Below are 24,724 nucleotides of genomic sequence, written 5' to 3'. Positions count from 1 at the left end.
TTTATACCCTCCTAATTAGAGGCCAACTCGGCCCATGCCATTGATGACTTTATCCAAAATTTCGTCCATGCTTGTCATGACACGTGCAGATGCGCTGTATGCATGCTGATACTTCACCATTTCTGCCATCTCATCATCAATAGAAACACCTGATACAGATTGTCGCTGATTGTCAACAGTACCAACGAGCATTTCGGAGTTCAATTGATTACGCTTGGCTTCCTGGGCATCGACACCCAATTGGCTGATCGTATAGCGGTAGTAGTTATCCAGCGTAGAGCTTTCTGCCAAGTCATTAGGGCCAGTGCCTGCAGCCAATACCTTGAACTTAACCGATGCAATGGCGAGAGCGCTCTTGTTATTCCCTACAGGAGTACGACCTGCTTCTTCTTGTGCTGCCGCGATCGCATCTAGGCTCTTCATGATCTCTGGGTTAATAACGAGGCTAGATGCACCTTTCGGATAATCTTTGGTCACTGGATTAGCGGCCAGTGAATTCGCATCCACGAAGAAAGGCAGATCCTGTACAGTCCCATTGTTAATATCACTCAAGCTTCGTCCTGCCCGATGCAGATCGTTGATTTCCTTCGTCAGATTCACAGCCAAAACATCCAAGCGTTTCAGCATGTTCGGCACGATCTGATCACGAGATTGGAGGGTTCCTGCCATGTAGCCGGTTGTCGGCACAAACGCCGCCCCACCCAGCGTCATGTCACTCAGGCCCGTAGCTGGATTCTGTACAGTAGCTACCGGCTGCGATGTAATTCCAGTAACAAATTCACGACCTTCAATGGTCACGTTAACCATACCAGCTGTTGACTGAGTTGCACGAATCTCCACCAGTTTGGAGAGCTTATCCAACAATACGTCACGTTGGTCATAGAGATCGTTTGGCTGATAACCATGCGGTACAACGTTTGCAATCTGATTGTTCAAGTTAGCAATCTGTTGACCCAAGGAGTTGATCTCCATCGCTTTTACATTGACCACGTTGTTGAGATCGGTTTGTACTTCCTTGATGTGATTGGTTAGTGTATTAAACGTATCCGCTACTGCCTTGCTTCGTTCCCGAACAACTGCGCGAGCCGATGTATCTGTCGGGTCTTTGGCCAAGTCCTGCCATGCTTGCCACATTTGGTCCATAACCTTTTGCAAGCCAGTGTCAGAAGGCTCGTTCATGATGCCTTCCAGTTTCTCCAACGTTTCCAAACGACCATCCCAGTAGCCTTGACGTTTGTGTTCGTTCCGATACTGAATATCCAAAAACTCTTCTCGCAGACGCTGAATACTAGTCGCTTGCACACCCGTACCGAGCAATCCCGGCTCGATACTCGCTTGCATCCCTACATAAGGCAAACCAGTCGTAGCCTGCATATTCACGCGCTGGCGACTGTATCCTTCCGTATTCGCATTGGAGATATTATGTCCCGTTGTATTTAGCGCGGATTGTTGAGCGAACAAGCCGCGTTTGCTGACTTCAATTCCATGAAAAGTAGAGCGCATTTCGACACCTCTTTACGCTTTTTTGTTGAAAAAAGTTCGATTAGCCTGACGATACGTATCCGAGGTCGGCTTTCCATAGATGAAGTCGTCCTCGGGGGTATCTGTGATCAGATCGAGCGTCATGTTTACAAAAGAAAGGGATTGCTCCAGTAACTGCTGATTCAGGTCGTTAGCATCGCGCAGTTCGGTCACAATCCGGCTTAGCTCATTACGACAGGAAGTGAGTCGCATCTTCTCTTCCGCACTGGTCGTCAACTTGATCAATTCAGCCAGTGTGCCTTCTTGCAGCGCAAACCCCTTCTGTGCTGTCAGTTCTTTTACGACTTGTTGGCGGGCTGCTTCAGCTTCTGTGACGCCCTTGATCAGTTTTTGCTCCTGGCGTGTAATGGCTACCAGTTCATCCACACTCCCTTTTACCAGCACTTCTTTCTTGTGCGAGGCTAGGGTGTACAAGGCTTTGTGCAACTGGATCAAGTTGTCGAGCAGATCGTAGAGTCTGTCCATTCCTTGCTTCTCCTCATCTTCCATCGAAAACTATTTAAAGAGGCTGTTCAAAAGGTCCTCTTCAGATCTGTGTTACAGCTTTTTCCAAAAGGACAGGAGCTTATCAGCGATCCGCTCACTTGAGACGTGATATTTTCCTTCCTCCACTTGCTTCTTCAACTGCTCCACTTTTTCCCGACGTTGTGGAGAGTTGACATCTTCTACTTGCTTCTGCATTTCAAGCGCTTCTGTGGAAATGTTTACTTCATCCTTGCCCATCGGGATTTTACCGCTTTTGCCTACCTGGTTGTTACCTGTCTTGTTGTAAGCATTGATCATCCCGACACGGTTAGGTTCATTAATCCGCATCTGATTACCATCCTCTCATACCAACGGTCTTTTCATAGAAAAAACCGATGACACCTCTTAGTAGTATCATCGGCAATTTCATGATGTACGATTAGTTTTTTTGCGCAAAACTATTCGTCACTATTCTGCTTTCTTCGATAAGCTGCCTTAGCCAGATCGGCGCGTTGGAACTCCTCCAATCGCTGCTCTACCTCGATTTGTTGCGTGATTTCATGCTTCAAGCCTTTTAGACAAGATTCGCATATGTTGCCTGCTCGAATCAAAAAACCGCAGCGCTCACATGGATAACCAAGATTTGGACTTCCAGCAACCGAAATGCGCCCTTCCTTGATAAACTTCGTGATTTGCTTCACGCTCACACCGGTGGCTTCGCTCACTTGATGAATATTCGTTCCGCGATTTTCACGCTTGCGTAAAAACTGGGCGCATGCTTCATATTCTTGTTCCACTTCTTTATAGCATTTGGGGCAAATGTCACGGACTGCTTGTACAAATACAGCATCACACCGCGAGCAGTTTGCCAACTTGCCCATAGACATATCGGACAACCCCTTTTCCGTTCAGAAAGTTCATACGGTTCCACATCCGTTATATGCCTACATCATAGCTTAATTTTTCCAAACTGGCTATCGGTATATTGTCAAGGAATATACTTCACAGCTTGGCCCCAAATGTTCTCTGATTGTTTTCGCGCACGAACGCAACGTCGAACCAGTTGTATAAATATCGTCAAGAAGCAGGATTTTAGCAGTAGAGGGCACAGGCACATTCACCCCATCCCACACAAAAGCTTCGCGCATGCTTTCGTGACGAGCTGCGCGCCCTTTTTGCTTGCTCAGCTTTGGGGTATCCTTCGTCCTGAGAAGCAACGGTTTGACAGGAATTTTGATTGCCGCTCCTAAATGCTGGGCCAGCAGGTCAACCTGATTGAAGCCGCGTTCCCGCAATCGTTGTGGATGTAAAGGAACCATCGTGATACAGGTAAACCCCAAAGACCTGTAATAACGCTGAACCGTAATGGCGAGAAGCGTACCGTAGTATAAAGCTAGCCGCTCATCACCGCGGTATTTAAACAATCCGAGCAAATCCTTCTCTCCCTTTTCATAGCGAAGCAAACTCCGATTTGCCACCAATATCTGATCATCTTCTCCATGAACACAATCCCGGCATAGCCCTTCGTTGCCGATACTAGCCTGCAACTCCCTGTCACGCCCGCACTGCCGGCAAATATCATCCCCAATCAACGACAAAGCATCAAGACAGACTCCACACAACACAATCCCTTTTAACATGCGGTAGATGACCGGATAGCTCGCCTGATCGGATAGCTGTCGTGCCTTTTCACGAACGACCGATTCCTTTTGGAGAGCTGCGATACGCCCACCACAACGGACACACATCCCACTAATCACGAAAGGCCTCTTTGTTCCGCGAGCCTTTGAGCCAAGCTGTTCATCTGTAATATCTGTCTGACGGCCCGCTTTGGAGAAGTAGCGCGTTCTGCTTTCAAAAATAAAACACTACCCGACGTATCATCAACGGATCGCCCTACTCGTCCTGCTATCTGCACCAATGATGCCTCGTCAAATACAGGTGCCTCCGCGCCTACCACTACTACGTCACTCTTCGGTATGGTCACACCTCGCTCTAGAATCGTAGTCGTCACCATGACGGTATAACATTTTTCTCGAAATGCGAGTACCTTTTCCTCCCGTATAGGGTCTGCCGCATGAACACCGGCCATCTCCCCCGCGTGAGCAGGAAGCCACTTTTGAAGGTATGATAGCACCCTGTCAATTTCATCAACTCGCGGGACAAAAACAAAAACTTGTCGGCCTTCATTCAGAGAACTACTCACCGCTTCTATAAACGGTGCCACAATTCGATTCGTCTGAACGCGCTTATGTAAGCCTTGTACCGTGAGAATCTTGGGGACAGGAAGCGTAGCACCGTGGTAGCGTCCAGGTAACAGAACATGTGTATCTGAGAATAGCGGTATCGCCCCAGACGAGTCTAGGGTTGAGAATCCTTTTCTAACGAGCCGCTTTTGCAAATATCCCGGAGGTGTTGCACTTAAATAGAGGAGCTTCCCACTCTTTTTCACCGCTCTGGATAGAGCGCGATACAAAATAGGATCATTATGATAAGGGAACGCGTCCGCCTCGTCGAGAACCACCAGCAAAAAACGCCGATGGAAGCGCATGACCTGATGCGTGGTCGCAATCGTGATGTCACTCTCTTCCCACTTCTCTGAGCTCGAACCGTGAACAGCAATCACTTTAGCCCCGGGAAAGACTCGCTTAATACGCGGGGCTAACTCTAGTACGACGTCTTTTCGAGGTGTCGCAATCAAAACGCGACCGCCAGCAGCAAGTGCCTCTGTAACCGAAGGGAATAACAACTCTGTTTTGCCCGCTCCACAAACTGCCCAGATCAAAAACTCCGATAGCCCTGGTCTCGGATTGGCAACAAAGCAACGCGCTCGCTCAGCTGCCCGCGATTGATCTGCCGAATACTTCCCCGCCCACTCCAATCTCGCCACGTTCTGCAAGTGGTCTGCGCTTTGGATAAGAGATTCTCCTACATCCATTAAAAAATACGGAGTGCAACACTTACTCCTGCCCATCCCCAAACAAGCTGTGCAGTAAGCGCACCCTTGCTCACACGTATGACAATAAGTAAACTCCACCTGCTCTCCTGCGCTTCCGCAACGTTCACAGACCAACTCCAACCGATTGCGCCACCATCCATTTATGACCGTAAAACGAATACCAGGTCGCCATTCCGCTTTGTTTGCAAGCACGAATGCATGCAAAATGGCTGACAAATCATGCACGTCCACCCCTCGCTTTTTCAGCAAGGACTCCACTTCATCCCAAAGGAGCGCACGCCCGTCCAAAATCTCTCTCAAAACAGCTTCTTGTATATTCACCCGAGATGAGCTCCTTCGAAGAAGCTCGTGACCACCCAAAAAGCCCAACCGAGCACCCGGCAATTTCCCCGATTCTTTGCTACCTACATAAGAAACTTCCACACTCTCCTCGATTGACTCCCAAGAAAACCACCTCTGCTCTCGGCGGTCCTGTACACTCGCTGCTTCCCTTCCATATAAGTTGCTCGCTTCGCACACGCTACTTACCGCCAGTGCTCTCAACTCTTTTACATATCCATCAGTCAGCATCCGTCCTTTGCCGACTTGTTCCATCAAATACCCGTTCACCTTTGCACGCAAGGAAAAGGCCAGAGCAAGCGACGATGTCTTCCCGATGACATGCAGGACACATCCTTCTCTCTCCTGCCAAAAAGAACGATCTACAGAAAAGCTCGGCGTAACATAAGTCTGCACCTGTGGTATTGATCCGCCGCAAGCTTTGATATATAGCAAATACTCACGCATACGCTCACTCCCCCGCCCTCTTGCCCTTAGTGTGCAAAAAGACAGATAGGTCCGGCAAATAAATTTCGGAACCAAAATCATGCCGTAGAAAAATAAAAAAGCCGCCGATCTATTGTCGACAGCTCGTAATATTTACGCTTAACAAACTTTTATGCTCCCTCTTTTTTCTCCCGCAGATCAATGACGATGGTTCCAGCCGCCATATCCTCCTGTCCGTCTCCCAAACATTGTCCGTACGGATAACGATTCAAGACAGCTGTCATCTGTTTCGTATCATCGTCTGATCCATCATCTATCAAGGTAATTCGGATAGGTCTGCCACTCCAATACGAGCGAAACAGCAGACTCCGCACTACACGTTCCAGCACCTGTTCCGAATTGCGCACCAGCAACCGATAATGCTCATGCGGGAGCTCGCTCGCGCTATCCGTCCGATTGGTCCAGCGCTCCGCGATCATTACCAACAAAGAGGAGCAGCCAAATGCTGCCAAAAGCCATACAATCAGCTCTTCCATCACGGTCATACCTCCTCCTATACCAAGGTATGCCGCACGGCTTGAACAGCGTGCAAATAGGAAGCGCTTCCTACAGTTTCACCCAGCCATTTTTAATGGAGATGACAACAGCTTGTGTCCGGTCTTGCACATTCAGCTTTTGCAAAATGCTACTAACGTGATTTTTAACCGTCTTTTCACTAATAAACAAGAATTCCCCAATGGCACGATTGCTTTTCCCTTCTGCCATCAGCTGCAATACTTCCCGCTCGCGACGGGTAAGCGACTCGATCACTTTTGGATCGATGGCTTGCGATTCATCTACGGAGAAGCTACGCTCTGCCGTCCCTTCCTGCTCGCTCAGACGACGGAATTCTTCAATCAGCTTGCCCGTCACCTTCGGATGTATGTATGCACCACCACTCGCCACTACACGCACAGCATCAACGAGGTCTGTCGTTCCCATTTCCTTCAGCAAGTAGCCAGACGCTCCAGCGCGGAGTGTACGATACACATATCCCTCATCATCATGAATCGAGAGCATAATCACACGAGTAGAAGGGCTTACCGAAATCACATTTTCTGCAGCAGAAACGCCATTTATGTTCGGCATGTTAATATCCATCAACAAGACATCCGGCTTGTGCTCTTCCGCCAATACTGTGGCTTCTCCTCCGTCCGCACCTTCCCCGACGACCTTGAAATCTTCTTCCATTTCCAATATTCGCTTTACGCCTTCGCGAAATAATTGATGGTCATCTACAATCACGATGCGGAGTTCTTGCTGTCTCTTATCCATGGTTCATCCCCCAGTACTTATTTACGTATCATGTCACAATTTTATCGGTATTTGGAATATAACCTTGGTTCCCTCTCCCGGAGCCGATTGCAGCTCAACACTGCCCTCTAAGAGCTGTACACGCTCACGCATTCCCAAGAGTCCAAAAGAGTTGCCATTCGCCATGCGTTTTTCCAGATCGAACCCAACCCCATCGTCTTTGACGATAAGACTTAACGAATCTTGTACAAATTCCAGCTTCACTTGAACTGTCGTAGCGCCTGCGTGCTTCTCCACATTGTTCAGACATTCCTGAACCAAACGGAAGATCGCAGCCTTTACCGAACTGCGCAAAGGAGGCTCTACACCAAATACTACCAGATCGATGGAAGACTGAATACGCTCTTCGCACGTTTGAATATATTTTTGCAAGGTAGGTACTAGCCCTAAGTCATCTAATGCCATTGGACGCAAATCAAAAATAATACGTCGAACATCCGCCAAGCTCAAGCGTACCATTTCCTTCAGCTCGTGCAGTTCCATTTGCGCTTCCAAAATGCGCTCGTTCTTCAACATGCGCTCTACAATTTCCGAACGCAGCACGACATTCGCCATCGATTGAGCTGGACCGTCGTGAATTTCGCGTGCGACACGCTTGCGCTCTTCTTCCTGAGCCTGGATTACCTTTAAGCCCATCAACTGATGCTGCTTAGCCGATTCCAGCGCCTCGCCTATCTTGCTTAAGTCACCCGTCAAGTAACCTAGCACAACGCCCATTTGAGAAACAAGCTTTTCTGCACGGACGATGGTTTCTTCCAAGGTACGCAGTTGACGCTCCAAATCATTTCTTCTGCGCTTCAAATTATTTTCCCGTTCGCGGTAAATGGACAGCTCTACCTGAATACGGCTCGCCTCTTCATACGCAACCCGGATATCTTCCTCCGTGTACATATGAAAATTACGACTAACCAACACGAGCTTGTTGCGCGATTTGCGATACGCGAGTTCAAGTGCATCGACTTTTTGAATCACTTTGGAAATTTCTTGTCGAAGTTCATGTAAATCAAACTTCAATGAGTTGCCATGCTGTCTGGCGTTTTCAGCTATATCAAATATTTGGGTTTTACTCGTTTCTACGGTTTCAATCGTTCGCTTGATCACCCCGTCCAGCACGCTGATGTCTATCGCTTTGTTCATGATTGCTCTCCTTCAAACTCATTTTTAGCCTTCGTGAACAACTGTTGGAGGTGCTCTTCTTCAACATCTCGCAGTCCCATGTCATTGCGTGGAATGGCAAACGGATCTGTTCCCTGTTTTACGAATCCACGATTGGATGTAAATACATAGCGGTAGCCAGCTTGACGAGCTGTCTCCAGTACGACTGGACTTGTGTAGCCGAATGGCAACGAGATGACTTGGATCTCTTGCTTCATCCATTCGCTTAGACTAACGCGAGATATACTGAAATCTACATAGAGTCGGTCCCTGTACTCTTTTTCTTCCTCTAAACGCTGCAAGTCTTTCAGATAGACCGGAGCTGTTTCTGGGCCAAGATCGCCCCACTTATTTCGTTCTTCCTCTTCATGCAGACTGTACGTATGGGAACCGATTGTAACCAGTCCCGAATGAATCATTTCGTTAACCTGTTGACGCGTAAGTGGTGGCGTCATATTCTCCCGTTTTCGATCAGCTACATCTCTTAAGCGCCCCGCAATCGCGAAGTTCACTGAAGGGTAGCCGTATGTACGTAAGATCGGAAATGCTTCTGTGTAGTAACTCTCATACCCATCGTCAAACGTAATCAAAACAGCATTCTCAGTCGGTAAGGTACCCGTCTCCATAAATCGGAGGAACTCATCCAACGAAATCGGATTCAGGTCGTTATCATGCAAAAATTTCATGTGTCGGGCAAATTGATCAGGAGCTATGACATACCGCTGATTCGATTGATCCGTGACATGATGGTACGTCAAAACCACAACCTGATTGTTATACCACTTTTTCGTTTGAACCGCTGCTTCTTCAATTAGTGTGACGTTTGGCTCAGCATTTTTTGTCTCACTTATGCTTATAGACGTATCCACTTGGGGAAAAGGTTGCACTTCTTGTTTATTCTTTTTTTCCAGAAAAGATTCGCCTAACAACCCAATAGCCACTGCAAAAAACAAAAAAGTAAGAAACACGATCAGGAAGAGCCTTCTGTTCGGCAAAAAAACCCCTCCTCTACTTCCTCACTAGGAGATTCGACACAGTCCTACAAATTCCTGTGCAACAATTGGCCCAATAATTGGATGACTTTGCTCCTAAAATGAAAAAGAGCCCAGTAGCAACACCAGGCTCTTTTTATGTCATTCATGATATTACAGTTGAGCAGCCTCTTGCTTCAGGATTTCTGCCTTGTCTGTTTGCTCCCAAGGAACATTCAGGTCATTGCGTCCGAAGTGGCCATATGCAGCTGTTTGTTTGTAGATAGGACGACGCAGGTCGAGCTGCTTGATGATACCAGCAGGACGCAGGTCGAAGTGTTTGCGAACCAATTTCACCAGAGCTTCTTCGGAAATCGTACCTGTGCCGAATGTATCTACTGCAATAGAAACTGGTTGCGCTACACCAATTGCGTAAGCAACTTGTACTTCGCATTTGTCTGCGAGGCCAGCAGCCACGATGTTTTTCGCTACATAACGAGCTGCGTAAGCACCGGAACGGTCAACTTTTGTCGGATCTTTACCGGAGAACGCACCGCCGCCATGACGAGCATAACCGCCGTAAGTATCTACGATGATTTTGCGGCCAGTCAAGCCAGCATCCCCTTGTGGTCCGCCAATTACGAAACGGCCAGTTGGGTTGATGAAGTATTTGGTATCAGCGTCCAAGAGTTCAGCTGGAACAACTGGTTTGATTACGTGTTCAACCAGATCTTGCTTGATTTGCTCCAAAGTTGTTTCAGGAGCATGTTGGGTAGAAATAACGATTGTATCGATACGAACTGGTTTGTCGCCATCGTACTCAACGGTTACTTGTGTTTTTCCGTCAGGACGGAGGTAAGCAAGTGTTCCGTTTTTACGTACTTCAGTCAGACGACGAGCCAATTGGTGGGACATGCTGATTGGAAGTGGCATCAGCTCAGGTGTTTCATTGCAAGCAAAACCAAACATCAAACCTTGGTCACCAGCACCAATTGCTTCGATCTCAGCGTCAGTCATTTTGCCTTCGCGTGCTTCCAATGCTTGGTCTACACCAAGTGCAATGTCAGCGGACTGCTCGCCAATTGCAGTAATAACACCGCAAGTGTCAGCGTCAAAACCGAATTTCGCACGGTCATAACCGATTTCACGAATGGTTTCACGAACGAGCTTTTGGATATCTACATAAGTGTTTGTAGTGATTTCACCTGCTACGAGAACCAAACCAGTAGTTACGGAAGTTTCGCAAGCTACGCGAGCGTTTGGATCTTTGGACAGGATCGCATCCAAGATGGAGTCGGAAATTTGGTCACAAATTTTATCCGGATGTCCTTCGGTTACAGATTCGGATGTAAACAGACGACGACCTTTTTGCAAAGCCATGAGAAAATACCTCCTTTGACCTCATACAAATAGTGTGGTAGCCGAGTCAGGATTTTATCTACGTAAACGCAAATAAAAAACCCTTTCCATTTTTTAGGAGGAAAAGGTTTGAGCGTTTTTTGCTTCCTTCATCCTCTTATCGGCCAGAACAGATGTCCGTTCTGCTGGTTAGCACCGCTCTAGATCGGTTGCCGGGCTTCATAGGGCCAGTCCCTCCGCCTGCTCTGGATAAGAGTATCCATTACGGATAATAGAATAATTGTTTTTTTCAGAGATGTCAATAGGAAAAATTTTACTTATATTTGATAGGCCTTAGAAAGTACCACTACTACCTCTGCACGAGTTGCCCTTCCATTCGGTTTAAAGGAAGAACCGTAACCACTGAGCCACTTTCTAGATGTCAAAGCTTCAATGGCAGGAGAAGCCCAATGACTCGTTGGCACATCCTGATAATTCGAGGTACCACGGTTATACATTAAAACATCACGTGCCCGCGCGATCATGACCGCCATCTCTGCACGCGATATCGGCTGATCCGGCTTCATTTCATTCTTCGGGTACCCTTTCAAAATTCCTAATTGATAGGCTACACCTAGGTTGTGATACGCCCAGTGCCGCTTTTTCATATCCCGGAAGGTCGTGTTTCCTGTATAGGTAGTCGCTACCTTGGAACCGGTCGCACGCATCGATTTAAGCAGCATCGTCGCAAACTCTGCACGGGTCACTGCCTGATTCGGCTTGAACGAAGCATCATTGAATCCATTTACAATATCGCGAGAGCTAAGTCTGACGATCTCTGAGCGCGCCCAGTGGTCCGAAATATCTCGATAGCCCGCTATCAATTTCTGCTGCGTCACCGTGAGTCGGTAGGAATCATATTTGAACGAAGTACCACTATTGAGGCGTACATAGTATTTTCCTGGCTGCAAGCGCAAACCGATAACTTCATTCCCACTATTGGAAAGCTCGGCTACCTCATTCGTCGAAGCAAGCGCATAGTTCATGTTTCGATCGCTGTAGAGTGCGAAACGAAAGCCACTATCCACAGGAATATACGGCGCTCGGAATGTCACATATGATTCGCTATTGACAGTAAATTGGAACCAGTCGGGATCAGCTGCTGTCGGAATTGTTCCTGACATCACTGTCCCACCGCTTAACGGAGACGCTTTTTGATAGGTATCATTCGGCTCATTGAAATCTTTTTTAACTGGCGTGTACCCCAAATCCAGCTGGTATTCGCCATTGACTGCATTTCGCGAATACTCGCTCACACGGATGTAATATTTACCCGGGGACACCTCTTTACTGACCCGCTCTGTCGGATTGTCCCTTGTCCCATTATCGTATAGAGGATCCCAGACTACTGCTTTTTGACCAGGCGCTTGTTTGCCAAGACCCAGCAACAGATCCACTCTCTTGTTGTCAGGGCTTACAGTGACATCTAAATGCCCGTACTCGCGAACATAGTAAGAGAACCAATCCTGATCGCCTTCATCATGAAAATTGCCTGTTACACTGATTTGGTTCCCTACAAGCGGTCTGGCCGTTTCTTGTGTATCGTTCGGTTCATTTCGGTCAGGGTTGATCGTAAATTTACTCGTCAACACGTAGTTAAAAGCGTTGTTGACGCCTCCATTGCGCATTAAGCGGATGTTCATACTTCCTGCCTTGACCGGGACCGTTATCGTATCGCCATTCCCGAAGTACTGTGTAATCGGTTGACGATTCTCAGGGTAAAAGGTAGCAGCCACCGCCGAAGAAATACCCGATGTTACTGTAGCCGTAAAGCTGACCTTTCCATCGTAAGGGATGTCCATCTTCAGCCAATCTACGGTATCTTTTGGACCCAAATTGCCGCGTATTTGTGACTCAATCGGAAACGCCTTCGCTTTGGAAGGAGAATCATTCGGTTCTAAAAAGTCGTAAGAAAGTGCCGTTTTCACTGCTTTGTTGACATCTAACAAGCCGTATCCAGTCTTCCGATCCCATCCTTTCTCCCCCAAGTCAGTAGCCGTTTGATAAAGCAATTGCCTCACATCAAATGGACTGAGATTAGGGTGCCGAGCGAGAATGAGCGCGGCTGCACCAGCTACTTGCGGTGCCGCTGCTGAAGTACCACTAAACGAGCCGTATTTTCCCCCTAGCTTCGTTGTGTATACATTCAACCCAGGAGCCACCAAATTCAGTTCCGGCCCCGTATTTGCCTGAGACAAGACTTCATTGTTACTCCTCACAGCCCCTACCGCTACGACTGTTGGATAGGCAGCTGGATATGCCACACGGCTACTTTCATTACCACTTGCTGCAACCAAAACGGCTCCACTTCTCTCCGCTCGTTGTACAGCAGCTGCCAACGACTTGGAGTAAGCCATACTGCTAAAGGACATCACAATAACTTTGGCACCACGATCCAAGGCTACATTGATACCTTTTGCAATCAGTTCTTCATCCGATGACGCCTTGCTATTCAAGATTTTAATCGGTAAAATCTTGGCATTCCAAAGAACACCTGAAACACCGATATTATTATTTCCACTAGCAGCAAGAACACCGGCTACTTCTGTGCCGTGCCCGTTGTCATCCTGTGCTGACTTCCCAGCATTGACGAGATTCACACCAGGTAAAAGGTTGCCCTTTAAATCAGGGTGTTTATAATCTGCCCCAGTATCCAATACAGCAATAATAATCTGCTCATTGCTATTTACCGTTGGCCAAGCTTTATCTGCTTTAATTTGACTTAGATGTAGCTGGTTGGTCAAATAGTAGTCATTGGATGCCGGAGGTGCTGCTGCGAAGACTGATTGGTTGTTTGCCATAATGAGCGTGACCATTAATGTAACAGTCACTGACATGTTCACTGATCTTTTCATGTAAAACAGTCCTTCCTTCTCTCCCCTGCAAAAGTAGCAGTCTAAAAGGAATTCAGGTATTTGTAATCTGGTCTTTAGCATAGCGGATGAAAAGGGGGACATGCAACCCTCATCCTCCAATATTTGGGACATTCTCACAGAAGAAAACCCTTTTCACCATCGGCAAAAAGGGTTTTCTCCTTACTGTAACAAACCTTTATTGTCTTCTACTTCAGGTGCTACCTGAGCTTTTTCTTTTTTTCGTTGTTGCGCTTTCGGAATAAAGGCAGTCAGTTCCGCAATATTTACCGCTTCTTTTTTAAAGGAAGAGGAAGGAATATCGAACGCCCACACGCGATGGCTGTTCGCTTCTACCTTCATGTTTTCCAACGTGAAGTGTACGCGTGCTACCGTATCGCCAGCTTTATCATGAACAATAATTGGCACTTCGGTAAACTCCAGACGTTTTCCTAATCCGTTACGGAAAGCAACGATAACTTTCAAGCCGTTATCTTCACCAGGCTTGATATCGAGGACTTGCAAATCTACTTCGCCCTCTGCAATGGGGTTCTTCTCTTCAGCCTGTTGCAAATACTGCTCCGACTCATCTGCACTCAGACCCCAGTTATAATTTTGGTTATCCTCTACTCCGTGCTTTTTAGGCTTGATAAAAGTCAGCATCAGAGGTATTTCTTTTTCAGGGATACGGTCGAACTCATCCCAGCGGAACATAAATTCCATCGGGCGACTGGACATTTCTCCTACTGGTCCTGAGGCAATCAGGTCAAACGTTTTTTTCGCGACCTCTTCTCCGTCCTCCGTAACCAAAGTCAACGGAAGCTTTTGTAGCAAAACACTGCGGTCTGTCGCATTGCGAATGTAGACAAGAACCAGATAACCATCATTGGTAACCTGCGTAAAGAACGGAATAATACCGACTTCGTTACGAACAACCGGAGGCATTTCATCATGCGCGTATTGCAATAGCTCCTGCTCAGCGTCATCCAATTGATTTTCCCAAGGACCATTCATCACCAAAAACAGTTCCTTCGAGTCCACACGGTTCGCAGATTGTTGCGGATTATCCAGTCCAGATACACCCAGATAAAACTCTCTATGAAGATTCTCATGAATATCTTCGCGTACTTGCTCCAAGCTCTCTTTGGAACCAAACCAATTTTCCAATAACCAACTCATATAGCAACCTCCTCTTTCCCATCCCTAAAAAATGTGCGATCTACTCTACAGAAAGCGCCCATCTTTTCAGGTCGGCATCAGGCTTTTTCACAAATTTAGGTGGGAATACAATCAGCCACGGACGGCTGTTTCCAGGCTTTACACGAATGGAGCTTGCATCCAGAGAACCTGTCGCAACTACATCTCCATCCGAATCCGAAATCGTAAATTTGAGTTTTTCCGGACGGTAATCATGGTTGAGACCATTTCGGAAAAGCATGGCTACCACCAGGTTCCCTTCCTCGGTCTTTCGGATGTCAAAACCCGTTACTTCCACCGTATTAATAGGAACTAACGGCAAAGACTGTGTCAATGCTTCCAAACGATCCTTTTGACGATCAGTCATGCGCTTCTCCATTTCAGGATCAAGCTCCAGTGTACGAGGCCAAACATGTGAATTTCTGCCGGCCTTCATGACCACTTTCCAACGGCTAAAGGTGAAATTGTCATGCAAATAGCTTTCTTCCGGGAACAAAACCTCCCATGGACGGCTGGAATGCGGTGGAATAGCCTCCATATCTGACAAATCCACTCTCATCCGCGCAAAAGGCTTGTCGTCCAGATAAATCGCTAATCCTACGTTTTTAATACGCACAGGTTTATTTGTGGCGTTGCGGAAAAACATAGCGACAGTCATTCCGTTTGGCTGTGGAATCATACTGAAGCCTGTTACGCTAATCATGCCTGGTACCATCTCAGGCAATTCTGCTTGCAAAAAGCGGAGGGTATACTTTTTCTCCGAATCCAGCTCACTTTCCCATATCGGGCTCAACGATAGCTCAGTTCGAATTTTCTCAGCCTTCGTAGCAGACTTTTCTGGTCCACCATTGCTATCCATTTCGACTTCGTTGCTAGTCATGGAAGCTAAATCAATTGTCGACTCTTCCTGAATCTCCTTTTTCAGATCCTCCAGGGAGCGCTTTTGTTGATCTTTACCTAACAAATTCTTCATAAAAGAAAACATATGATACCTCCTCACACGTCCGGGCACGAACGAAGCTTCTCTTATCATCATAAACTTTTTAGACTAGCCCATGCAAATTGGCCACTCAAAAAATCAAGCTCCTTGGGGTACGCTCACTTTCCAACGCGACAAATCTGGTGCTTCCTTTAGGATGCTTGACGGCGGAAAAATAAACACCCATGGCTTGCTGGTATTTGCATTTACAGTCAAGCCGTCCAGTTCAAATAAGCCTTCTGCCACTTTATCTCCACTGGCATCAAACAGCGCCAACGGCAATTTTTCCAGGGAAAGGGTCTGCTGCGCAGAACCATTGCGTATCAGAAGCATGACATGAATATCGCCTTCTGACGAACGCCCAAGCTGTACACTCTGGATATTGACCTCTCCCTCTTTTAATGTAGGAAGATTCTTGGCTAACTGAATCAAGTAAGTTTTCTGTTCTTCAGATAGCGCCTTAATCCAGGATTCCTCTAACTCCAATTGGTGTGGCAGAACCATTTTCTTCTCGGCCAATTCAAAAGCAATTTTCCAATTTGCCAGAAGAACATCCACTTTCAGGAAGTGTTCTCTATCAAATACAAACGACCACGGTCTTGCGGAACGTGGTGGAATTTCCCCGATCTCGCTCAGATCAAATGTCTGGCGGGTAAACAACTCCTGATCACCGAACAGTACCACCAGTGTCGTCTCATTCAGCTGCACAGGTTCATCAGAACTGTTCCGGATGAACGCTGTCACTTCAATCCCTTCATCATGTGGAACAAGAGCAGTCCCTGCCAGAGAGATATTTCCCGCCTGCAATGGAGTCAGTTCTTGAGCCATAAAGGAGAGCGAATACTTCTCCTGTTGACTAAGCTTATCTTCCCATGATTCATGCAAGGAGAGCGTTGTGATGACGCCAGAAGATGCATCCTGTACCTGGCTTTCTTCTTGATGTGACTGTGCGGTATCAGAAGCGGACAAGATCGATTCCTCCTGAACCTGCTCTTGTACCTCTTTCGCTGTTGGTTTATTCCCCATTAAATTCTTCAAGAAGGATAACATATCGTCGCTCCCAACTTTTCTCTACATCTATATACAGTTTGCATTCGTCATCCACTATAGCATAGTGACATCCTTTTGCAACATAGAAAACTTGGCATTACAAACAGCAAATATACGTCTTGTGCAACCATAGAACAGAGCCATTCGTAATAGTAGTTATGTTAGGATACCCGTATGAAGCAGATGGTGTCAAGGAATGGAAAGATATCCTTACTTCATAGCTCGACACCTATAAGATGTTAAAGTTTACAATATTATTCAATATTGCTAGAATATAAGTGTCTAAACAAATAACTTGGGGAAGCACCATTTGCCAACTGACCAGCTCAGTTGGTCTTTTTTCTATTATGGGGATAAACAATATACATACAAAAAAATAAAGGACCTGCCTGTTACTGGCTGGACCTTCAGATTTGATTACCACGTTTTCTGTTAACATAAACGGAGGATTACCTAATCGCTAATTGTAGTTTCCAATCCAACGTCTCTCGAATGCCATCAGTTAAACTTGTTTTAGGCCCCCACCCTAATTTATCCATAATGTGAGAATTAGATAAAACAGAATGATTAATGTCACCTAATCTTGAATCTACATAAACAGGTGCTCCCTGTCCACTTAATAAATTGTTAAACAGGTTGTACAGCTCGTTTAAGCTTGTAGAAACTCCTGTGGAAACATTAAAGATTTCTCCATCTCCTGCTTGCAGTGCAAGTACATTTGCTCTAGCGATATCCTTTACAAACACAAAATCACGCGTGGTGCTCCCATCTCCATAAATAATCGGTGATTCTCCTCTGCTGAATAAATCAGTGAAAATAGAGACGACACCGTTTTCTCCATTTGAAGACTGCCTTGGGCCATAAACATTGGCATATCGTAAAATAGTAAAATCGATACCATAAAGTTCATGATACATCCTCAAGTATTCTTCTGATGTCTTTTTCGTTAAGCCGTACGGAGAAACTGGCTTCAGCGGATGACTCTCTTTGATAGGCAATTCGATAGGCATTCCGTATACAGCAGCTGTCGAAGCAAATATTACTTTTCTTACTTGATGCTTTCGAGCTGCTTCTAAAAGATTGAGTAGCCCTGTTAAATTGACCTGAAGATCCGTAATGGGGTCTCTTAAAGAATTAGGTACGCTAACTTGCCCAGCCTGATGTATTACAATGTCAAACTTTTCTCTAGAAAAGAGCGGATGCAAATCATCTCTAATATCTTGTTCAATGATTCGAACGTTCCTAGTGAGATTCCCCTTATTCCCTACGGATAAATTGTCCAACACGACAACGTGATGTCCACACTCAATTAATTCATCTACAATATGGGAACCTATAAAACCTGCCCCTCCAGTTACGAGTACTTTCATTAAAGTCTCCTCTTCACGCATTTGTGACGGCTTCTATCTTCTCAATAATTAACAGGAAATTTACTGTCACCTTTTTTAACCTTTGCAGGCTTTTCTCGTCCTTCTGCTTTGGTTTTATCAAGCAAGACAATGATCGTACGTAACATAATGATTATATCTAGCAGAAGAGAGTAGTTTCTAATATAATGCAAGTCATATCGCAGCTTATCCTCAACATCCGTCGTGTACTTCCCCATAACTTGGGCATATCCCGTAATTCCAGGTTTTACAACATGTCGGTATTCATAGGACTCGAACTGTTGGACAAACTGCTTAGTAAAATATTCTCTCTCCGGCCTTGGACCCACAAGTGACATATCACCTATGAGTACATTAAACAATTGAGGCAGTTCATCAATTCTGGTTAGTCTCAATAACCTTCCGACCCGTGTAATTCGAGAATCGTTTTGCTTAGCGATGATTGGTCCCGTATGTACTTCTGCATCTTCTATCATTGAGCGGAATTTATAAATATGAAATTCATTTCCATGCTGACCGATTCTATTTTGCTTGAAAATGATCCTTCCTTTTGGCTCCTCAAACTTGATCAGAAAACTCACGAAAAGAAAAATTGGGGATAAGAGCACCAAAAAAAGAAAAGAGAAAATCATATCAAAAACCCGCTTGATCAATCGCTGGTCAGCAGGAAGACCAAATGGCTTGACTGCTAGGACCATCGTGTCATCAAGTGATGTGATAATCGATTTAGAAAGCAGCAAATCATATAAGGATGGAACAACATATACGATCTTATTCTGTTTCATAGCTTGGTAAATGATCTGGGCTTTCTTTTCTTCCAATAATTCTGGGGTTATTATGACGGAATCTACCTTATTCATTTGTGCAATGATTTCTTCTAGGCTTTGATCAGGCTGAACGTGTTTCCACTTTATAGCGCCGAGGAATGACATGTCGATCTTTGCAAATTCAACCTGTGAACCAATTAGCAATGTTGTACCTGCTTTATAATCACGTTTACATTTCGAATAAATAAATTTCCATCCTGACAGTAATCCAATCATAAGAAAATAAGAAATTACTATGACAGATCTCGGCAGCGCAAACTCACGAAAAATAAAAGAAGCAGCCATTGTTAAGAACGTAATGAATGTAGTCGCAACGAAAATACTTCTGACAACATCCCATATGCTTTTTCTATTTAATGTATAAAGCTCATAGACTGTTAGAAAAAACAAGCTAATCAAAAGAATCCAAGGTGCAAGCGCCAGAAACGATTCCCAGTTTCTGGCTGTAATATTTTCATACCTCAAGAAAAAAGCCAGAACATATGTTAAAAAAATGATGAACAAGTCGACCGTTAACAAAATAAACTTATCAATGCGTCTATCCAATATATTAAACATAAAAAAACCCCTAACAATATCAATTGCTAGAGGTATTTTAACATACTTACTGTTTTCCAAACATCACACATTCATATGTCTATGTCGATTCTTAGGATTTTTTAGGCTGATTTATTAAGAGTTGGTCTTCTTCCACATCTCTTAACGGCTTTGCTGGATTACCGACAACAATCTTCCCAGAGACTACCTGTTTAGTTGCCACGCTTCCTGCCCCAATGACTCCATCTTCCTCCACAATCAGTCCAGGTAACAGAGTGGCATTTGCTCCTACCCTGCCGCCTTTTCGAATTGTACACCCTTTAAAAGCAGAAAATCTTTTTTCCGTACGTCCAATATAATTATCATTACTTGTTACAACACCAGGTGCAACAAACACATAGTCTTCAATCGTAGAAAAAGCAGTGATGTATGCATTTGTCTCAATCTTGCAATATGCGCCTACGCTACATTCGTTTTCTATAGCCACTCCACGGCCGATAATCGTTTGGGTGCCTATTGTTACCTTTTCACGAATAGTAGCAAGATCAGCCACGAATACTTCATCTGCCAGTTGCGCATTCACGTAAACAATCGCACTGGTTCCAATTGTACAACGATTTCCGATCACAGTTGGTGGATGATCTGATTGCGCCTTTAAGATCGATCTCGCAGCACGCATAGGTTTTTTTCCAATTACAACATTGTCATGTATTTGGCATCCTTCGCCGATTTTCGTGCCTTTGTAAATGATAACGTTATGACCGATCGTCACATTATTACCGATGACAACATCCTCTTCCACTATACAGTTGAATCCGAATGTAACATTCTCTCCTACAGTAGCCTGACCGCTGATGTGTAGATTCATACGTACGATCCCTCCAAATAAGACTTACCTTTCTATAATTGCGACCAGTTCTTTTGCTTGCATTTCTCGTGAGAAATATTGCTCAACAATCTCCTTGCCCAAACATACCAACGGATACATGTTGCCTTGAGCAAGATTATAAATCACTGTAGGTAAAAAGTCTGAGCCATCTTCTTTCATGTTCCCATAGATGCCTAAGTGATTTCGCTTTAAAAAGGCTTCTATCTCTCCCCTAACCGTTGTTATGATTGGTTTGTCATGCATAAGATAGTCAAATAGTTTATTGGGTAATGCCCCTTCAAACAATGGAACGTCTTTTAAACAAATAATGAATGCGTCGGCACACGAGAGATATTTCTGAACGTACGCTTTCGAAACAGCTGGGAGAAACAGTACGTTATTGTCTAATCCATATTCCATAACTTTCTGCTGAAGTTTCCCCTTCTCTACACCTTCACCCATTAACACGATCTTTATGTTACTTTCTTTACGCAATAGTTTGGCTGCTTCAATTATCTGCATAAGATCATTTGCCGGACCATGTGCTCCTGCGTACATAAAGACGAAATCATGTTGCCCTATCCCCATTTGTTCCCTAATCGTATTTCTTTGCACGGAGCAATCTTCAGGCATGGACACGTTTTCAAGATCAATGCCATTCGGCAGGAAAAAAATCTTGTCTGCCCTAATTCCTTTTTGCTGGATTCTACTGCTGATTCCCTCAGTAAGCACAACGATTTTGTCAGCTTTTTGATACAGCACTCTTTCCATCCATCGCAATATCTTAATGACGAATGTATCATCTTTACCTGTAATATCGACAAGTGAGTCTGGCCAAAGATCTCTTATTTCAAGAATAAAAACTGCTTTTCTGATCTTCGCTACAAGCATTGCTGAAAAAGCAGTAAATAAAGGGGGGGATGAACCTATAATGACATCAGGCTTGTCACGTTGAAAAAGTCCAACAACCCAAAACCAACATGCATACAACAACATATTGATCATACGAAAAGGTCCGTTGTCTTTGTATGCAATTGATCCTAACCACAGAAAACAGAACCCCTCCATGAACTGCTTCTTTGCTAGGGTCCATCTGGAAAACCGAAATTGCTTATTGTGATGGATGAAATTACTCCCCCAGAGAGTAACCTTGTACTGTTTACCCAGGTACTTCGCCAACTCATAGTGTCGAGTACTAGCTGGATATTCAGGAGTAACACTATATTGATTAACAATCCAAATGCTTTTCATGATTTTCACCTAACAAGTTAGCATAGAGAAATAACAGCTTCTTACTTTCTTCTTCCCAATTACCTTCCATTCTTGCCCACTCCCAAGCGTTTTCCCGGTATTGTAGGAGGTACTCTCTTTCACTTACCATTTTTCTAATTGCCTCCGCAATGCTTTTGGGATCTTCGGGATCAAACAATTCTCCAAAGTGAACCTGATCATTCAACTTGCGAATTTCTGGCAAATCACTGGCGCATACAGCAAGTCCAGCCATAATATACTCGGACAATTTATTTGGTAAGCTGTAATAGTTATTTAAGCATGTCGGTTTGTAGGGAATTATTCCGATGTCTGCAAACGCAGCTCCCTCTGTCAGTTGTTCCATCGTTACAGGTTCTAAAAAAGTAATTTTCTCCGTGAGCTTTAAATCAGCCACAAGTTGCCTCAGTTCATTCTCAATAGAACCAAAGCCCCGAATGAAAAGCTTGCAATCATCTGGCCAATATTCTACACTTTGAATCATTTCTTCTAACCCGCGATCCGGCATGAATCCACCGTGATACAATACGGATACTTCACGAATTGTCCCTCTCGTGATTGTTTTCACAGGGGTCATATTCTGACTAACGTAATTCTTCAGAGACAATGGCAGCGCAACGTTGTATCGCTTTTGTAACTCTTCTGCAATCGAACCATTGACTGTTATTATACGGTCTGCTCTCTTGATTAACATACCTTCTACGATTTGTAGACATCGTTTTATTACTGCAGATGTTCCTTGCTTTTGTTCCGTATATAGTTCATGGGAGTCATAGACAAGCTTTGAGCGATGGATGAAACTCGCAATAAAAGCAATAGGGAGAGTATCAAGGTCATGGGCATGATAGACCGTCGCTTTTGTCCCAAATGTTTTCATGGAAAGCCATACCATTTGATAAGCCTTAAGTAATACCTTTAATGGAAATCCCAGCTTCTTTTTCAATGTGGAGTCACCAGTCATGAACTGGTCAATCTTTCTCCTTACTTTCTGTGTGAGAAATGATACATTAGCCCGCTCCACTTCATAACCAGGCGAGAATCGCTCCTTTGGCTTATCATCCTTGTTCAGTCGAAGTCCTATAATTTTCACCTTATAATCGGAAGCAGCCAAAGAAGCAGCCTCTTTCCGTACACGCGGATCTGGAGTAACAGTGTTACTGACGATCATACAAATATCAATCTCTGAATTTCCCTTGCGCAAATCGTAAGTGACACCTCCACGGTACCTAAGTCTCAATCTTAGTCAATAAACTTCTTAAACCAAAGCTCTACATTTAACAAAGCCCAAAGCTCCCAGCTGTTGTCTTCTTTCTTGTTCAATGCTTCTTGAAGTTGTTTAGGTTGAAACATCCCACGGTCTAACGATCTTTTATCTAACAATGACTCATTTAAATAATTTCTGAGTTCATTTTTAAACCAATAGTTAATGGGGGTAGGAAATCCCTTTTTGTCTGTTCTCTCTAGAACCTCTTTAGGGATAACATTTCTGACTGCATCCTTCAAAATATACTTAGGGTCACCCATCTTGACTTTGAGCCCCGGAGGGATTTTAGCAGCCAATTCTACAAGTCTGTAGTCAAGCATTGGAACACGCGATTCAATGGAGACCGCCATACTTGTACGATCCTCTACTTGCAACAATGCAGGTAAGTAAGTTTTAAAATCATGGTAAAGAAGCTTGTCGAATAGCTCCTCAGCGTTATCACTGTTTACATATTTAAAAAACTCTACATCACTATCGTATGAGTGGTAGGTAGATAAAACCTCACTACCTAATAATGATACATCTAAAGCCATAGAGGTACTGAAGTGTTTCCACTTTTCTTCTGGTGAGCTAGAACGAACCGATAAGTATTGAAGAGCTTTGTTAATGGTCATTCTGATGCCTCTACGTTTTAAATAATTGAGCAAGAAATGTATCTTGTTAAATCTAGAAGAAGTCCTTGGTGACGAAGTACCAGGAGTTACAAGATCGGTAGCTGCCATTGTCCCAGTGGTTAAAAAATATCGTGGGTAGCCACCAAATAGTTCATCTCCCCCTTGTCCACCCAAAACAACTTTCACATGCTCACTTGCTAGTTTTGATACGAAATATTGAGGAAATAACCCCGGACCAACAGCTGGCTCATCCATAACCCATGTCATTCTATCCATTACATCAGGAAATGTTAACCCCTGTGGCACTACTTCCAAATAGTTAGTCTTCGCATGCTCTGCTACTGCTTTTGCATATTTTGTTTCGTCATAGAAGGGGTCTTCCGCAAACTTGCCTGAAAAGGTTTTTAACGTATGCTGGTCACCAAGTAGCTCTCTAGATAAACAAGTAATCGCACTCGAGTCTATTCCTCCACTCAGATGGCATCCAAGTGGTACATCACTTCGCAAATGGATTTTTACCGAATCGCGCAATGTTCCTAGAATCATCTCACTAGCTGTTTCCTCTGTAAGCGTATGATCGTGTCGAAACGATACATCCCAATACTGCTTTATTTTGGAATTGCCCGAGAGATCACTACTTAGTGTATGTCCTGGCATTAATTTTTTAATCCCTTTAAAAAACGTCTTATCTCCAAGCACATACATGTATTGAAGGTAATCTAATATGGCTTCGTAATTTGGTTGTCTCTTGACTGTTCTATCTTCAATGATCGCTTTTATTTCTGAGGCAACGATTAACCGCTCATCGTCCAAATAGTAATAGAACGGTTTGATCCCAATCCGATCTCGAGCAGCAAAGATTCGCTGTCTTCGTTCATCCCAGATGACAAAACTGAACATTCCATTAAGATATGCAACGCACTCTTCACCATAAAGCTCATAGAGATGTAGTATAACCTCAGAATCACTTTCCGTTTTGAAGTTGCGTCCTTTTCGGCGCAGCATTCCCTGCAATTCCTGATAATTATAAATCTCCCCGTTAAAAACAAGCCACATTGTTTGATCATGGTTAGCCATCGGTTGGTGTCCGCCAGCCAAATCAATAATACTTAACCTTCGAAATCCCAATCCAACAGGACCAGACGTATAAATCCCTTCGTCGTCAGGTCCTCGATGGATCATTGAATCTCGCATTTTCGAAAGCAACTGAGGGTCTACGGGCTGTCTGTTAAAGTGAAACATACCTACAAAGCCGCACATGTTATTAAGCT

General features: G+C 44.7%; 21 protein-coding genes and 1 riboswitch. All 21 genes read right to left on the bottom strand.

Annotated features, from left to right (window positions below; genetic code table 11):
- Window positions 1-15 precede the first annotated feature (15 nt).
- Window positions 16-1,503, bottom strand: coding sequence for a flagellar hook-associated protein FlgK (flgK, locus tag HP398_RS18795; protein ID WP_173623361.1), 1,488 nt, complete (start codon window positions 1,501-1,503; stop codon window positions 16-18).
- A gap of 12 nt (window positions 1,504-1,515) precedes the next feature.
- Window positions 1,516-2,007, bottom strand: a complete 492-nt coding sequence (locus HP398_RS18790) for a flagellar protein FlgN (RefSeq protein ID WP_173623360.1) — start codon at window positions 2,005-2,007, stop codon at window positions 1,516-1,518.
- Between the two features lie 72 nt (window positions 2,008-2,079).
- On the bottom strand, window positions 2,080-2,355 hold the full coding sequence (gene flgM / locus HP398_RS18785) for a flagellar biosynthesis anti-sigma factor FlgM (protein WP_016742371.1): 276 nt from the start codon (window positions 2,353-2,355) through the stop codon (window positions 2,080-2,082).
- 110 nt (window positions 2,356-2,465) lie between these two features.
- Window positions 2,466-2,894, bottom strand: coding sequence for a TIGR03826 family flagellar region protein (locus HP398_RS18780; RefSeq protein WP_106838056.1), 429 nt, complete (start codon window positions 2,892-2,894; stop codon window positions 2,466-2,468).
- Window positions 2,895-2,981: 87 nt separating this feature from the next.
- The gene (locus HP398_RS18775; RefSeq protein ID WP_173623359.1) at window positions 2,982-3,767 is read right to left on the bottom strand and encodes a ComF family protein; all 786 of its coding nucleotides are present in this window, start codon (window positions 3,765-3,767) and stop codon (window positions 2,982-2,984) included.
- Window positions 3,764-5,752: an ATP-dependent helicase ComFA gene (locus HP398_RS18770; RefSeq protein ID WP_173623358.1), complete on the bottom strand. Its 1,989-nt coding sequence runs from the start codon at window positions 5,750-5,752 to the stop codon at window positions 3,764-3,766. Before HP398_RS18770 ends, HP398_RS18775 begins: the two co-directional genes overlap by 4 nt.
- Window positions 5,753-5,901: 149 nt before the next feature.
- Window positions 5,902-6,267, bottom strand: coding sequence for a glycosyltransferase family 2 protein (locus HP398_RS18765; RefSeq protein ID WP_017252296.1), 366 nt, complete (start codon window positions 6,265-6,267; stop codon window positions 5,902-5,904).
- Between the two features lie 70 nt (window positions 6,268-6,337).
- Window positions 6,338-7,045 carry a response regulator gene (locus HP398_RS18760; protein ID WP_017252297.1) on the bottom strand — a complete coding sequence of 236 codons (708 nt, stop codon included), beginning with the start codon at window positions 7,043-7,045 and terminating at the stop codon, window positions 6,338-6,340.
- Between the two features lie 33 nt (window positions 7,046-7,078).
- Complete coding sequence (locus tag HP398_RS18755) at window positions 7,079-8,221, bottom strand: sensor histidine kinase (RefSeq protein ID WP_017252298.1); 1,143 nt, start codon at window positions 8,219-8,221, stop codon at window positions 7,079-7,081.
- A complete protein-coding gene (locus tag HP398_RS18750) occupies window positions 8,218-9,234 on the bottom strand; it encodes a polysaccharide deacetylase family protein (RefSeq protein WP_017252299.1) in 1,017 nt (338 codons plus the stop codon). The genes HP398_RS18755 and HP398_RS18750 overlap by 4 nt, the downstream gene beginning before the upstream one ends.
- Window positions 9,235-9,384: 150 nt before the next feature.
- Window positions 9,385-10,590 (bottom strand): methionine adenosyltransferase, encoded by a 1,206-nt coding sequence (gene metK, locus HP398_RS18745; RefSeq protein WP_069850900.1) that lies wholly within the window; start codon window positions 10,588-10,590, stop codon window positions 9,385-9,387.
- A 133-nt stretch (window positions 10,591-10,723) separates the two neighbouring features.
- A riboswitch (SAM riboswitch) is annotated at window positions 10,724-10,825 on the bottom strand.
- A gap of 61 nt (window positions 10,826-10,886) precedes the next feature.
- Window positions 10,887-13,463: a S8 family peptidase gene (locus HP398_RS18740; protein WP_173623357.1), complete on the bottom strand. Its 2,577-nt coding sequence runs from the start codon at window positions 13,461-13,463 to the stop codon at window positions 10,887-10,889.
- 180 nt (window positions 13,464-13,643) lie between these two features.
- Complete coding sequence (locus HP398_RS18735; protein ID WP_173623356.1) at window positions 13,644-14,639, bottom strand: SLAP domain-containing protein; 996 nt, start codon at window positions 14,637-14,639, stop codon at window positions 13,644-13,646.
- A gap of 40 nt (window positions 14,640-14,679) precedes the next feature.
- Window positions 14,680-15,642: an SLAP domain-containing protein gene (locus HP398_RS18730; protein WP_173623355.1), complete on the bottom strand. Its 963-nt coding sequence runs from the start codon at window positions 15,640-15,642 to the stop codon at window positions 14,680-14,682.
- A 93-nt stretch (window positions 15,643-15,735) separates the two neighbouring features.
- On the bottom strand, window positions 15,736-16,686 hold the full coding sequence (locus HP398_RS18725) for an accessory Sec system S-layer assembly protein (protein ID WP_173623354.1): 951 nt from the start codon (window positions 16,684-16,686) through the stop codon (window positions 15,736-15,738).
- A gap of 449 nt (window positions 16,687-17,135) precedes the next feature.
- Window positions 17,136-18,077 (bottom strand): SDR family oxidoreductase, encoded by a 942-nt coding sequence (locus HP398_RS18720; RefSeq protein ID WP_371736762.1) that lies wholly within the window; start codon window positions 18,075-18,077, stop codon window positions 17,136-17,138.
- A gap of 20 nt (window positions 18,078-18,097) precedes the next feature.
- Entirely contained in the window at window positions 18,098-19,459 is a 1,362-nt protein-coding gene (locus HP398_RS18715) for a sugar transferase (RefSeq protein WP_017252306.1), read from the bottom strand.
- Between the two features lie 91 nt (window positions 19,460-19,550).
- Window positions 19,551-20,306, bottom strand: coding sequence for an acyltransferase (locus HP398_RS18710; protein WP_173623353.1), 756 nt, complete (start codon window positions 20,304-20,306; stop codon window positions 19,551-19,553).
- Window positions 20,307-20,330: 24 nt separating this feature from the next.
- Window positions 20,331-21,557 (bottom strand): glycosyltransferase family 4 protein, encoded by a 1,227-nt coding sequence (locus HP398_RS18705; protein ID WP_173623352.1) that lies wholly within the window; start codon window positions 21,555-21,557, stop codon window positions 20,331-20,333.
- A complete protein-coding gene (locus HP398_RS18700; protein ID WP_217368754.1) occupies window positions 21,535-22,743 on the bottom strand; it encodes a glycosyltransferase in 1,209 nt (402 codons plus the stop codon). Before HP398_RS18700 ends, HP398_RS18705 begins: the two co-directional genes overlap by 23 nt.
- A gap of 71 nt (window positions 22,744-22,814) precedes the next feature.
- Window positions 22,815-24,713 carry an asparagine synthase (glutamine-hydrolyzing) gene (gene asnB / locus HP398_RS18695; protein ID WP_017252310.1) on the bottom strand — a complete coding sequence of 633 codons (1,899 nt, stop codon included), beginning with the start codon at window positions 24,711-24,713 and terminating at the stop codon, window positions 22,815-22,817.
- Window positions 24,714-24,724 lie beyond the last annotated feature (11 nt).

Origin of the sequence: Brevibacillus sp. HB1.4B (assembly GCF_013284285.1) — a bacterium.
Classification (GTDB): Bacteria; Bacillota; Bacilli; order Brevibacillales; family Brevibacillaceae; genus Brevibacillus; species Brevibacillus porteri.
The sequence above is the reverse complement of the archived record's forward strand: the minus strand, read 5'-3'. Positions and strand labels throughout refer to the sequence as shown.

What these genes read in the sequence shown, in the direction of transcription:
- HP398_RS18725 (WP_173623354.1), bottom strand. Translation starts at nt 16,686, where the DNA reads ATGTTATCCTTCTTGAAGAATTTAATGGGGAATAAACCAACAGCGAAA.
- HP398_RS18700 (WP_217368754.1), bottom strand. Translation starts at nt 22,743, where the DNA reads ATGATCGTCAGTAACACTGTTACTCCAGATCCGCGTGTACGGAAAGAG.
- asnB (WP_017252310.1), bottom strand. Translation starts at nt 24,713, where the DNA reads ATGTGCGGCTTTGTAGGTATGTTTCACTTTAACAGACAGCCCGTAGAC.
- flgM (WP_016742371.1), bottom strand. Translation starts at nt 2,355, where the DNA reads ATGCGGATTAATGAACCTAACCGTGTCGGGATGATCAATGCTTACAAC.
- HP398_RS18755 (WP_017252298.1), bottom strand. Translation starts at nt 8,221, where the DNA reads ATGAACAAAGCGATAGACATCAGCGTGCTGGACGGGGTGATCAAGCGA.
- HP398_RS18770 (WP_173623358.1), bottom strand. Translation starts at nt 5,752, where the DNA reads ATGCGTGAGTATTTGCTATATATCAAAGCTTGCGGCGGATCAATACCA.
- flgK (WP_173623361.1), bottom strand. Translation starts at nt 1,503, where the DNA reads ATGCGCTCTACTTTTCATGGAATTGAAGTCAGCAAACGCGGCTTGTTC.
- HP398_RS18765 (WP_017252296.1), bottom strand. Translation starts at nt 6,267, where the DNA reads ATGGAAGAGCTGATTGTATGGCTTTTGGCAGCATTTGGCTGCTCCTCT.
- HP398_RS18710 (WP_173623353.1), bottom strand. Translation starts at nt 20,306, where the DNA reads ATGAATCTACACATCAGCGGTCAGGCTACTGTAGGAGAGAATGTTACA.
- HP398_RS18740 (WP_173623357.1), bottom strand. Translation starts at nt 13,463, where the DNA reads ATGAAAAGATCAGTGAACATGTCAGTGACTGTTACATTAATGGTCACG.
- HP398_RS18780 (WP_106838056.1), bottom strand. Translation starts at nt 2,894, where the DNA reads ATGTCTATGGGCAAGTTGGCAAACTGCTCGCGGTGTGATGCTGTATTT.
- HP398_RS18715 (WP_017252306.1), bottom strand. Translation starts at nt 19,459, where the DNA reads ATGTTTAATATATTGGATAGACGCATTGATAAGTTTATTTTGTTAACG.
- HP398_RS18720 (WP_371736762.1), bottom strand. Translation starts at nt 18,077, where the DNA reads ATGCGTGAAGAGGAGACTTTAATGAAAGTACTCGTAACTGGAGGGGCA.
- HP398_RS18735 (WP_173623356.1), bottom strand. Translation starts at nt 14,639, where the DNA reads ATGAGTTGGTTATTGGAAAATTGGTTTGGTTCCAAAGAGAGCTTGGAG.
- metK (WP_069850900.1), bottom strand. Translation starts at nt 10,590, where the DNA reads ATGGCTTTGCAAAAAGGTCGTCGTCTGTTTACATCCGAATCTGTAACC.
- HP398_RS18790 (WP_173623360.1), bottom strand. Translation starts at nt 2,007, where the DNA reads ATGGACAGACTCTACGATCTGCTCGACAACTTGATCCAGTTGCACAAA.
- HP398_RS18705 (WP_173623352.1), bottom strand. Translation starts at nt 21,557, where the DNA reads ATGAAAAGCATTTGGATTGTTAATCAATATAGTGTTACTCCTGAATAT.
- HP398_RS18760 (WP_017252297.1), bottom strand. Translation starts at nt 7,045, where the DNA reads ATGGATAAGAGACAGCAAGAACTCCGCATCGTGATTGTAGATGACCAT.
- HP398_RS18730 (WP_173623355.1), bottom strand. Translation starts at nt 15,642, where the DNA reads ATGTTTTCTTTTATGAAGAATTTGTTAGGTAAAGATCAACAAAAGCGC.